This is a genomic window from Polynucleobacter sp. AP-Kolm-20A-A1 (genome assembly GCF_018688315.1).
In the GTDB taxonomy this organism is placed as follows: domain Bacteria; phylum Pseudomonadota; class Gammaproteobacteria; order Burkholderiales; family Burkholderiaceae; genus Polynucleobacter.
In genome coordinates this window covers 1053465-1065628 of the sequence record NZ_CP061315.1, presented here as the reverse complement: position 1 = coordinate 1065628, position 12164 = coordinate 1053465, and the positions used below count along the sequence as shown (strand labels likewise).

The following is a 12164-nucleotide window of genomic DNA, read 5'->3' as shown; positions in this document are numbered from 1 at the left end:
ATGTATTGTTCGAGTCCTTTTTTCTCGCAATACTATCGCTATTGCCGATAATGGCTCAGGCCGATGAGGGCGGCGTGCCATTTTGGCTCTCAGGCCAATACGCCAGTATGGCGGCCGTTCCTATGGCTACTGGCTGGTCTCTGGTGGCAATGCCATACTCCTATAGCGGTAGCGCAGATAAATCCAAAACATTCCAACATGGGCAAAGTGTGAATGCTGGATTGAGCGCAAGAGAATCTTTTATGTTGATTCAGCTTGGATATGTCGCAGAGGAAAAGGTACTTGGTGGGCAACCTTACGTTGGTTTGGGTTGGGGGCCTGGTACAAACACCACAACGGCATCAGTTAGCGTTATCAATCCAAATGTGCAATTGAATCGCTCGAATACCAGTAACGGAAGTACCGATATTTATCCGCTAGCAAGCCTGACCTGGAATAAGGGAAATAATAATTTCAAAACCTATATCACTGGCGATATTCCCGTTGGCACCTATAGCCCAACGAGTTTATCTAGTATCGGTATCGGGCATGCGGCGATGGATGCTGGCGGTGGCTATACCTATTTAAACAATACCACTGGCCTTGAGTTTTCTGGCATCGTTGGTGCGACGTATAACTGGCAAAACAATCAAACCAATTACAAAAACGGTATTGACTCACACTTGGATTGGTCTATTTCACAATTTGTATCTCAAAGCTGGCAAGTTGGTATTGCGGGTTATGTTTACTATCAATTAACTGCAGATACTGGCAGCGGAGATAACGTTGGTGCCTTTAAATCACGCGTGTCTGCTGTTGGTCCACAGATCGGATATCTGTTTAATATTGGGGCCAAGCAGGCCTATATTAATGTTCGGGCCTATAAAGAGTTCTGGGCGCAAAATCGGGTCGAAGGCTATGCGACGATTGCAACTGTCAGCATTCCTCTAGGAAAGTGATTTGATGAAAAGATTTCACTATCGTTTCCTGTATGCAGCTTTACTAGTGGCAATCACAATTGGTGCATATTTAGCCTGGAATACATTTTCTGCAAAACCTCAACAGGCAGTTCCACAAATAATCTTGGGCGACGGGGCAAATGGACCTAAAGGCATGGCCTGGGTTCCTGGCGGTGAATTTCTGATGGGAAGCGATCATCAGAAGGCGCAGGCCAATGAGAAACCAACGCATAAAGTGAAGGTGGCTGGATTTTGGATGGAAACTACCCATGTCACAAATGACCAGTTTGCACAATTTGTAAAAGCTACCAATTACAAAACTACGGCAGAGCAAGTTCCGGATTGGGAAACCATTAGTGTGCAGTTGCCACCTGGTACACCTAAGCCGCCAGCCTCGGTTTTTGTTCCAGGTGCAATGGTTTTTGTTGGCACCAAAGCGAAGGTTAATCTCAATGACTACTCGCAGTGGTGGGCATATGTTCCGGGCGCGAATTGGCGCCATCCGACCGGCCCCCAAAGCAATATCAATGGTAAGGGCGACCACCCAGTGGTGCAGGTGAGCTATGAAGATGTCTTGGCTTATGCAAAGTGGGTGGGCAAGCGTATACCTACTGAAGCTGAGTGGGAGTTTGCGGCGCGCGGAGGATTGAATCAAGCGACGTATGTGTGGGGCGATCAGTTAGAGCAGGATGGTAAATTGCCAGCCAATATTTGGGATGTCAAAAAACAGGCATTTCCGGTAGTGAGTCCAAAAGCTGGTGGCGCTATTGGTACAAGTGCGGTTGGAACCTATCCACAGAATGGGTATGGCCTGTTTGATATGACTGGCAATGCATGGCAATGGGTTGCTGATTGGTATCGCAAGGATTATTTTGCAATGCAGGCTAAAGAATTCGGCAATAGCGTTATTAATGATCCAAAAGGACCAGGCGACTCCTATGACCCAGATGATTCTAGCGCTCCAGCGAATGCGCCTAAACGAGTAGTGCGTGGAGGCTCGTTCTTATGTAATGAAGACTACTGCCAGTCTTATCGTCCTAGCGCTCGGCGAGGTGCCGATCCTTATAGCCCAATGTCGCATTTAGGATTTCGCTTGGTAAAGGACGCCTTACCGTAAATGGGTTATGCCTGATGAAGCCCTGCTAACCACCTTCGGGTGGTTTTTTATTAGAAGCTTGCGGCTAAACCTATAGAGGTGCCGTGTACGTTCTGACCAAATTGGTAGCGAAAAACTAAACGAATTCTAGAGAATATCGGATCAGATGCACTTCTATCTAACTCAATGCCAGTGCCGACCGATGAGAGTGAATTAAAGCCTAGTGCACCACGGAGATCCCCGAGAAATTCTGTGTGAGCTAATTCAAACACCGCCCTTAATGGCCTATCCAAAAGAGTGATTGGTGTTGGAACGCGACTGCGAGCCCAGATTGCAGCACTTTGAGAATCTGCGGATCCTTTAACCGCTGTAGATGAATCAAATGATTGCACTGGAATATTGGTGTAACGCAATTCAATATCAATTTCTTGATCAGGCTTGTAGTTTTCATAATCCAGCATGACCGAACCACCAAGGCCGTATGAGTTCATACGACCACCATTCAAAAATTGCATATCAACGCCGGTGCGATTTTGCAGCACTCGTGAGGCAATTGATATATCGCTCTCTAAGTGACCTAGCATCACGTTGGCAATAGGTCTAAAACGCAATTCATTGGTAATTGGGAAGTCCCAGCCGATACCACCCGTACCAGTGATGCTGTTCCAGTGGACGGGAACGGTAACCGAGCTATTCCCAATACCATCACTAAAGTTTGGGTTGTATCGATTGATTGCCATAGTTCCCTCAAGGTAAAGAGGGAAATTGGCGCTAATGCGGTCACCACCACCTAAGGAGATCATTTGTAGATCAGAGTTATCTCCGCCGTTATTGCGTATAGAGAGTGATCCAGTGGTGACATCTGGCGTCAACGAATAGCCTGTAATCGTCATAAAGGCATCCGCTCTTTTCTTTAGGTAGTTATTTGCCGCATTGTAGAGGGCAGATTGGGCATAAGCCTCTCCCAGGGTGATGCCCATCAGCACTGCGCAAGAAAAGAGAAGTCGGGATAGATAAAAATGCATTGGCATGAATTTTAGCTAATCATGTCCGTCGAGTTACGATATAGCCATGAAGATCTTGATCGCCCTGTACTTTTTCATTCTGGCCATTATTCAGACGGGCTTGTTCCTGGGTGTTTATCACTATTACCGCTCCCAGGGATCCGTTAGGCCTAGTCCTTATTGGATGGGGTCGCTGTTAACGAGCATTCTTGCGCTCATTATTTTTGGGGCGGGCATTGTCACCATTTCGGACGTTGCTAAACCAGAATTTAATTTCACAATTGCAAATTCGCTTTTTTATATTGCCGCCATTTTGCAAGGACTCTTCTGTGGGTCTCTAAATCGAGAGATCTCTAAGAAGATCACCATTATTTTTATAGCTTCCGCAATCCTTTTTGCAATTACTTTTGAATTGTTACGTATTCATTCCAATTTTGAAATTCGCACTGCATTTATGTGCATTCTTACTAGCATCCTATATGCCTGGCAAATTATTGAATTAAAGACAAAGCGAAAGAATTCTCCATCGCGGCAATTACTGTATTTGCAATTCGCCAGCACTGGAGAGTTGTTTTTTGCAATGGGGCGTCTGGCCATTCTCATTATTACCTCACTGGCCATACGTGAAGTAGAGCAAATCCCTCAGATATTGATTCTCTTTACGATTACGCAGCTGGTCATGAATACCTTGTCTTATATCGCTATCGGCGGTTATTGGGCGGAGCGTATAGCAGTTAGTAATGCTCAATCTAAAACGGAGAACCAAGAGATTAGGGCGCTACTGCAAGAGCGCGAAAATTTGATTAATTCATTGTTAAAGGCCAACAAGACGGCGGCCACTGGGGCTTTGTCAGCTTCTATTGCTCATGAATTAAATCAGCCCTTGGGGGCGAGCAGCTTAAATATTCAGTTTTTGCAAAAGAAATTAACTGATGGACAGATGAACCCCGAGCTCCAGGCAGAAATATTAAATACCTTACTTTCAGATAATGAGCGAGCAGCTAATATTATTCGCACCCTAAGATCTGTTTTTGCAGACGAGCGCATTGAAAGTGCCGACGTCGATTTAAGTCTTTTAATTAATGACGTGCTGAGTATTGCAAGGCCGGAGATTGTTTCAAAGCAAATCAAAGTAAGGCAATCACTTCCGCCAAACCTTGTTGTGCAAACAAATCGTAGCGAAATTCAGCAGGTGCTGTTGAATTTACTCAATAACGCTATCCAGGCTTTAGCAGCCTCTAAGCAGGCCGCTAAAGAAATTGTGATTGAAGGGCGCTTCACCGAGTCCGGCGTGGAATTGTCGATTGCTGATAATGGCGACGGTGTTCCTGTTCAGGCTCAGGCCAATTTATTTGAACTCTTAGTTGATAGTCAGAAGAAGGGTATGGGTTTAGGGCTTTGGTTATGCAAGCACATCGTGATGCGCCATGGTGGAACGATTCATTACGAACCCAATCTGCCAAGTGGCGCAAGGTTCATCATTCAGCTTCCTATTGCATCTAAGGCAATCTAGTTTTAATCTACAGTTGCAACTATCTATTAGCTCTTAAGCTAATTGCCATTGAAGCATCCAAACATATCATTCAAAGTATTAAGTACTTTTTTAGGAATATTGAGATGAATATCAAGCTTACTCAAATTGCATTGGCAGCTTCATTGCTTTCTTCCGGGCTTCTGATGGCTGCTGGTGGGGGCGGTGTTATTGCTGATCCAGGCGCAATGCAGGGCAAACACTTTGATACCAAGGGTAAGGCGCCATCTAGTTTTACGGTGGAGCTCCAGAATGGTTTACGCAAGACATTGCCATTTGAAGATAAGCGCGATTTTGAGGAATCTAAAAAAGGCTTTATCGCTGCACCTCCATATAAAACCATCATGGCCGATGCTGGAAACGTTGCCTGGGATATGGGCAGTTATGAGTTCTTATTGCAAGGTAAAGATTTTGATAGCGTGCATCCTTCGTTGCAACGTCAGGCCATTCTGAATATGGGCTACGGCCTCTATGAAGTGGTGCCAGGAAAGATCTATCAAGTTCGTGGCTTTGACTTGGCCAATATTAGCTTTATCAAAACAAATTCTGGATGGATCGTATTTGATCCATTGACTGCCAAAGAAACTGCACGCGCAGCACTTGAGCTTGTAAATGAAAAATTAGGCAAGCGACCAGTGGTTGCAGTGGTGTATTCACATTCACATGGGGATCACTTCGGTGGTGTGCGCGGCGTAGTGGATGAAGCGGATGTAAAAAGCGGCAAAGTTAAAGTCATTGCACCTATTGGCTTTATGGATCATGCCGTGGCTGAGAACGTCTATGCCGGCAATGCCATGACCCGGCGCATGTATTTTCAATATGGCGTCTTATTGCCCCGCAGCCCATTTGGTCACGTTGACCAGTCAATTGGTAAAAATACAGCAGCCGGTAATCTAGGTTTAATCGAGCCTAACGTTTACATTACTCAGCCATACGAAACTATGAACGTCGATGGCGTGGAGATGGAGTTCCAGAACACGCCTGGTACAGAAGCGCCTGCGGAGATGAATACCTATTTCCCGCAATTTAAAGCATTTTGGGCTGCTGAAAATATTACCGCGACGATTCACAATATCTATACCTTGCGCGGCGCCTTGGTGCGAGACTCTCTCGCTTGGTCTAAAAACATCAACAATGCTTTATATCGTTATGGCACGCAAAGTGAAGTCATGTTTGCTTCGCATAGCTGGCCACGTTGGGGTAATGAGCGCATTCAGGAAGTAATGCGCACCCAAAGAGATAGTTATGCACATTTACACAACGAAGTTTTGCATTTGGCTAACAATGGCGTCACGATTAATGAGATTCAGAATGTCTATAAGCAACCAGAGAGCCTCAAGAAGCAATGGGCGGCTCATAGCTATCACGGCTCAGAAGAGCACAACAGTCGCGCCGTCATTAACCGTTATCTTGGCTATTGGGATGCAAACCCTGCAACCTTGGCGCCGTTATCGCCTAGAGATTCCGCCCCTTTATATGTAGAGATGATGGGTGGATCTGGAAAGATTCTCGCCAAGGGTAGGGACCTTTATAAACAAGGTAAGTATCGCGAAGCAATGGAGATTGTGAATAAGCTGGTTTACGCACAGCCTGACAACACTCCCGCTAAAGACTTACTGGCTGATATCTTTGAGCAAATTGGCTATCAAAAGGAAAGCCCCAGTATGCGCAATAGCTTCTTGGGTGCTGCCTATGAACTACGCCACGGTATGCCAACAGGCGCATCGCCAAAATCAAATGGCCCTGACATGATTAAAGCGATGAACACGGAGTTATGGCTCAATTCATTGGGAATCAGCTTGGATAGCAAGAAGGCTGCCGGTATGAACTTCACAATTAACTTATCAACACCGGATAACGGCGAAAAGTTCATTGTGGAGATGAGCAACTCTGCTTTGACTAACATTAAGGGTCAGCAAGCCAAGAATCCAACGCTATCTATAACTCTGAATCGCAGTGATTTAGAGCGAGTGATGGGCGGTCAAACAACGTTTGAGCAATTGCAGGCTGAGGGTAAGGCGAAGTTTGATGGTGATCGCAAGGCTTTTGACCAACTCAAGAGTGCGCTCACTGTATTTAAGCCAGATTTTGAGTTAATGCCAGGTACTAAGTCTAAGCAGACACCAAAACCGGTCAATACAAAACCACAAGATCCGTTTACTGCCCAAGAATTGGCAATTACTGCTGGAGAGTAAGGGTTGATTAAGAAGGTTGATTAAGAAGGTTGAGAAAGAAATAAAAAAGGACTTGAAGAAGTCCTTTTTTATTGTGTGCTGCAAACCAAGTGCTCAGTAGTTAATTGAGGTCTACCTGGAGTTTTGCATCCTTCACCAACTTCGCCCACTGATTGCGATCTTTGGTGATGAATTTGCTAAAGGCTGCCGGTGTGCCGCCACCGTCTTCTGCGCCAACCTCGGCCAATTTAGCTTGGATTTCAGGTTTACGTAGAACGGTATTTACGTCAGCATTAATTTTGTCCACAATTTTTGGATCCAATTTAGCAGGGCCCATCAATCCGTACCAAGCGGTAGCTTCAAAACCAACATAACCCAATTGCTCCATGGTTGGTACGTTCGGGTAAGCAGGTGAACGTTTTGTGCGGGTCTGCGCCATTGGAATAACTTTGCCGCTTTGAATGTGTGGTGTCGCTGCGCCCATGGTTTCAAAGGTGTAGTTGATGTGACCAGCCATCAGATCTACTAACACAGGGCCACTACCTTTATAAGGGATATGTAAGGCCTGTGTACCAGCCATATGCATAAAGAGTTCATAGGCCAGGTGTTGTGTGCTGCCATTGCCGGCAGAGCCAAAGGTCACCTTGCCTGGATTCTGTTTCATGTAGGCAACAAGATCTTTTACATTTTTAGCGGGTGCATCGACATTGGCAATCAGAATGTTGGGTGTAATTCCTAATAGAACGATGGGGGTAAAGTCTGTGCTCGCGTTATAGGGCATTTTTTGTCCTAAAGCCGGAATGATGGACATTGCATTGACGTGAGCTAGGCCCAATGTATAGCCATCAGGAGCAGATTTGGCTACAAGATCAGCCGCAATCGTGCCAGCTGCACCGCCGCGATTATCAATAACAACTTGTTGGCCCCACATTTGAGAGAGGTTGATTGCAATGACGCGTGCAATAGCGTCGGAGCCGCCGCCAGGGGGGAAGCCAACGATGAGTTTGATCGGTTTGTCTGGCCAGCTTGCTTGAGCAATAGCGGCTTGTGAAAACGAAAAGGAGCTTATTGCGAAGGCGATGCAAACCAATAGGCGAGAGCGGATAAGGCTCTTTAAATCGTGATGAATCATGAATTGTCTCCGAGGCGGATTGTTATATTTATTAAGCGGTTTACTTTAACCGAGAAATATCTCTTGGAGATTATTGAGGTAGCGTAAACCCTGATCAGTTGCCTTGAGTTTGAGGGGGTTTTCATCCAGCAATCCCTTTTTACTGGCTTCAGCAAGACCTTTGCTAATAACGCTTAAAGGTAGGCCCGTACGCTCGCTAAAGGTATGGGTGTCGACACCATCAGTTAGTCGCAAGGTATTGAGCATGAACTCAAAGGGGAGATCTTGCGCGTTTATTTCTTTGGATTCTATTAAGGCATTGCCTTGAGTTTCCATCGCCTGCATATAAGTCTCTGGGTGGCGCTCCCGCACCTGGCGGGTAATTTTTCCGGGGAAAGAAATCTTCCCATGCGCCCCAGCACCAATGCCAATGTAATCTCCGAAGCGCCAGTAGTTGAGATTGTGTTTGCACTCTTGTTCTTTTTTGGCATACGCCGAAACTTCATAACGTTTGTATCCAGCTTTTTCAAGTAAAGCTAAGTTTTGCTCAAAGATGGCATCAATCTCATCGTCATTTGGTAGCTTGGGCGGAAAGCTGGCAAAGTACGTATTGGGTTCTAGTGTGAGGTTATAAAAAGACAGGTGTGGAGTATTGAAGGAGAGCGCCATTTCTATATCGGCTTTAGCCGCTGCAAGAGTTTGATTGGGTAAGCCGTACATCAAGTCCAAATTCACCGACTTAAAGTGTTTTAAGGCAATATCAATCGCACGTTTTGCTTCGGCGCCATTATGGATGCGACCCAGCGCCTTAAGTTGTTCATCTTGAAAGCTCTGAATACCCAAAGAGATTCGGTTAATGCCTGCCTTTGCAAAGCCCACAAGCTTATCTGTCTCTACAGAGCCTGGGTTTGCCTCCATCGTAATTTCAGCATCAGGCTCTAAAGTCACTCTGGCGCGAATGGCGGAAAGTAATTCATCCATACCCTCTGGTGAAAGTAGGCTTGGTGTACCGCCGCCAATAAAAATACTGTGGACATGCCGACCCCAAATATTAGGTAGCTCAGTTTCTAAATCTGTAATGAGTGCTTTGATATAGCGCTGCTCATCAAACCCCGCTTTACCAAATCCATCTTTAATTTGATGAGAATTGAAATCACAATAAGGACACTTCTTTTCACACCATGGGAAGTGGATATAGAGGGCCAGTGGCGGCAACGCTGTGAGCGTGACTGTATTGGGGCTACTGTTAATCACGATCAGAATCTTTAAGCGCGTGACTTCAATTGCACAATAAGCTCTCGCAAAGCTTGGCCGCGATGGCTAATAAGATTCTTTTGCGCAGGATCCAGTTCGGCCGCAGTGAGATTGAGCTCGGGAATATAGAAGTGCGGGTCGTAGCCAAAACCATTAGACCCTTTGGGCTCCGTAATGATTTGCCCATGCCAGCGCGTTTGCACAATCAGTGGCTCTGGATCATTTGCACTGTTTACAAAAACGAGGGCGCATACATAATGCGCACCCCGATCTGCTTGGCCATTTAAGTCTGAAACAAGCTTTTGATTATTTGCGCCATCGTTTGCAGGCTCGCCTGCAAATCGTGCAGAGAACACGCCTGGCTTTCCGTCTAAGGCATGCGCGCAAATGCCGGAGTCATCCGCCAGAGCGGGCAAGCCACTAGCAGAGCTAGCGTGACGTGCCTTGGCTAAGGCATTTTCTACAAAAGTTAAATGAGGCTCTTCGGCTGACGGAATGCCTAATTCACCTTGCGTGATGACCTGAAAATTCAGTGGGGCTAAAAGCGCCTGAAATTCCTTCAGCTTGCCAGCATTGTTGGAGGCGAGAACAATTTTCTGCATCAATAGAATCGGTTATTTAAATGCGTCAATTTGTAGCTGCGTCAATTCATGAATGCCTTGCTCTGCAAGATCAATCAAGGCATTCAGTTCTGCTCTAGAGAAGGCTGCGCCCTCTGCTGTTCCTTGAACTTCGATGATGCCGCCTTTGCCAGTCATAACAACATTCATATCGGTATCGCAAGAAGAGTCTTCTGGATAATCTAAATCTAATACAGGGGTGCCTTGATAGATGCCAACAGAAATTGCTGCAACGCTATCAATAATTGGATCTTGTTTTAGGGTGCCACTTTTGAGTAATTGGTTCACTGCATCTCTTGCCGCAACATAGGCGCCTGTAATAGAGGCTGTGCGAGTACCGCCGTCTGCTTGCAAAACGTCGCAATCCAAATGAATAGTGCGCTCACCCAATATCTTCAGATCAAAAACACTGCGCATAGAGCGGCCAATGAGACGCTGAATTTCTTGTGTGCGACCAGATTGTTTGCCGCGGGCTGCTTCGCGATCACTTCGAGTGTGGGTAGAGCGGGGGAGCATGCCGTACTCTGCGGTAACCCAACCTTCACCTGAGCCTTTTTTATGTGGCGGAACCTTTTCTAAAATACTGGCCGTACAAAGCACCTTGGTATCGCCAAACGCGATTAGTACAGAACCTTCAGCATGTTTGGTAAAAGCCCTGGAAATAGTGACCGGTCTTAAGTCTTTCGGTTTGCGACCGCTGGGACGGCTGATATTGGCTGTAGAGGGGCTGGTTTGGGTGCTCATGGGTCAAGTCCTAAGGGTGGGCTGCAATTGGTTTGAAATTCGGTCTATGCGTCTATAAAGAATCTACAATGTCCATATGATATCGAGCATGACTGGTTATGGCAGCGCTTCTCGCCAAGTCTCCCTAGGAGCGGGCGTAGTTGCTGATCTGCAGGTGGAATGTCGGGCTGTTAACAGCCGCTTTCTGGATTTGGGCTTTCGTCTTCCGGACGAGTGTCGAGGGGCGGAGCCTGCCTTGCGTGAGATGGCTACACAAAGCCTTTCTCGAGGCAAAGTTGAGTTTCGGGCCGCTTGGCGCGTAAACAGCGGGGCTGCTGGTGCCGCCAAGAGTAATCCGCATGCCCTCGGTGCAATTAATAAAGACCGCTTAGACGCACTTTATACCTTGCAAGAAAAGGCCCAGGATGCCTTTCCAAAGGCTCAAGAACTCAGCATTGCAGAAGTATTGCGTTGGCCTGGTGTTGTATCCGAGCCTAGAGGCGAAGAAGATGGCTGGATGAGCGCAACGGTAGAGGCCGGTCGCGCTGCTTTGGGCGCTTTGATGGAAAGCCGTCATGCAGAAGGCAAGGCCTTGATTGGCGTTCTGACCAATATCACTACCAAAATGCGGGAGATCGTTAAAACGATTGAACCCAAAGTGCCTGTTTATGTAGCCCAGTATCAAGAAAAGCTGACTGAGCGCTTATCGGAAGCGTTGGCTGCACAAGAGCAGGCTAAATCTGGCGCAGAACTGATGGAGCGCATTCGTCAAGAGGTTGTTCTCTATGCGGTACGTATTGATGTTGCCGAAGAATTTGCGCGCCTCAAAACCCACCTACAGGCAGTAGATAATGCACTGGCTGGCAAAGGCCCTGTAGGCAAGCGCTTAGACTTTTTGATGCAAGAGCTCAATCGTGAAGCTAACACCTTAAGCTCTAAATCTGTTTCTGAAGAGTGCACTCAAGCAGCGCTTGAGCTCAAGCTATTAATTGAGCAGATGCGCGAACAAGTTCAAAACTTAGAGTAATCCGTACAATTTACAAATGACCAGCCCCATCTCGACCCCCTCATACCAAGGCAGCATGTTGATGATTGTTGCGCCTTCTGGTGCAGGCAAATCTTCGCTGGTGAATGCATTGCTAAAAGATGATGCTGGACTCAAACTTTCTTTATCCACCACTACACGTGCGCCAAGGCCAGGTGAAGTAGATGGCAAGGACTATCGCTTTGCTAGCAAAGAAGAGTTTATTAGCGAAAGAGATCAAGGGCACTTTTTGGAGTGGGCAGAAGTGCACGGCCATTTTTATGGCACTTCAAAACCTTGGATCGAATCTCAAATGCAAGCAGGTAGCGATGTCATGTTGGAGATCGATTGGCAGGGCGCACAACAAATACGCAAAATTATTCCAGCGGTGCAATGGATCTTTATTTTCCCGCCATCTATTGAGGCTTTAGAAGAGCGCCTACGCAAACGTGGTCAGGATGATGAGGCGACGATTCAGCGCCGATTGGCGGCTGCCCATGTAGAGTTATTGCATGCCCATGAGGCTGATTACATCGTGGTAAATGACTCCTTTGATCAGGCCTTGGTAGACCTGAAGCATATTTTGGCCTCCAGCCGCCTGCGCTCAGGGCCCAGTATGGCTAGAAACCCAGCCCTTTTAAAGCGACTCGGGGTCTAATCAGTTATCCTATAGGTATTGAAGCTAAATT

General features: G+C 46.6%; 11 protein-coding genes. 6 read left to right on the top strand and 5 right to left on the bottom strand.

The features are described 5' to 3' along the window. Nucleotides 1–50: 50 nt before the first annotated feature. A complete protein-coding gene (locus C2745_RS05540) occupies nucleotides 51–938 on the top strand; it encodes a transporter (protein ID WP_215383389.1) in 888 nt (295 codons plus the stop codon). A 4-nt stretch (nucleotides 939–942) separates the two neighbouring features. After that, nucleotides 943–2055, top strand: a complete 1113-nt coding sequence (locus C2745_RS05535; RefSeq protein ID WP_215383388.1) for a formylglycine-generating enzyme family protein — start codon at nucleotides 943–945, stop codon at nucleotides 2053–2055. Nucleotides 2056–2105: 50 nt separating this feature from the next. Here the strand turns inward: C2745_RS05535 and C2745_RS05530 are convergent, their stop codons facing one another. Continuing rightward, nucleotides 2106–3065, bottom strand: coding sequence for a hypothetical protein (locus C2745_RS05530; protein ID WP_251368296.1), 960 nt, complete (start codon nucleotides 3063–3065; stop codon nucleotides 2106–2108). 40 nt (nucleotides 3066–3105) lie between these two features. On the opposite strand from C2745_RS05530, the gene C2745_RS05525 reads away from it, so the two are divergent. After that, on the top strand, nucleotides 3106–4551 hold the full coding sequence (locus C2745_RS05525; protein ID WP_215383387.1) for a sensor histidine kinase: 1446 nt from the start codon (nucleotides 3106–3108) through the stop codon (nucleotides 4549–4551). 104 nt (nucleotides 4552–4655) lie between these two features. Beyond that, nucleotides 4656–6764, top strand: a complete 2109-nt coding sequence (locus C2745_RS05520; RefSeq protein ID WP_215383386.1) for an alkyl/aryl-sulfatase — start codon at nucleotides 4656–4658, stop codon at nucleotides 6762–6764. A gap of 100 nt (nucleotides 6765–6864) precedes the next feature. Here the strand turns inward: C2745_RS05520 and C2745_RS05515 are convergent, their stop codons facing one another. From C2745_RS05515 to rph, 4 genes are read right to left on the bottom strand one after another with little or no spacing between them, the layout of a single operon-like run. Then, the gene (locus C2745_RS05515) at nucleotides 6865–7875 is read right to left on the bottom strand and encodes a tripartite tricarboxylate transporter substrate binding protein (protein ID WP_251368295.1); all 1011 of its coding nucleotides are present in this window, start codon (nucleotides 7873–7875) and stop codon (nucleotides 6865–6867) included. A gap of 45 nt (nucleotides 7876–7920) precedes the next feature. Continuing rightward, nucleotides 7921–9108 carry a radical SAM family heme chaperone HemW gene (gene hemW, locus C2745_RS05510; protein WP_215383385.1) on the bottom strand — a complete coding sequence of 396 codons (1188 nt, stop codon included), beginning with the start codon at nucleotides 9106–9108 and terminating at the stop codon, nucleotides 7921–7923. Nucleotides 9109–9119: 11 nt separating this feature from the next. After that, nucleotides 9120–9710 (bottom strand): RdgB/HAM1 family non-canonical purine NTP pyrophosphatase, encoded by a 591-nt coding sequence (gene rdgB / locus C2745_RS05505; RefSeq protein WP_215383384.1) that lies wholly within the window; start codon nucleotides 9708–9710, stop codon nucleotides 9120–9122. Nucleotides 9711–9722: 12 nt separating this feature from the next. Further along, nucleotides 9723–10472, bottom strand: a complete 750-nt coding sequence (rph, locus tag C2745_RS05500; RefSeq protein WP_215383383.1) for a ribonuclease PH — start codon at nucleotides 10470–10472, stop codon at nucleotides 9723–9725. Between the two features lie 76 nt (nucleotides 10473–10548). On the opposite strand from rph, the gene C2745_RS05495 reads away from it, so the two are divergent. Then, nucleotides 10549–11478, top strand: coding sequence for a YicC/YloC family endoribonuclease (locus C2745_RS05495; RefSeq protein WP_215383382.1), 930 nt, complete (start codon nucleotides 10549–10551; stop codon nucleotides 11476–11478). A 16-nt stretch (nucleotides 11479–11494) separates the two neighbouring features. After that, on the top strand, nucleotides 11495–12133 hold the full coding sequence (gene gmk, locus C2745_RS05490) for a guanylate kinase (RefSeq protein ID WP_215383381.1): 639 nt from the start codon (nucleotides 11495–11497) through the stop codon (nucleotides 12131–12133). Nucleotides 12134–12164: the final 31 nt, after the last annotated feature.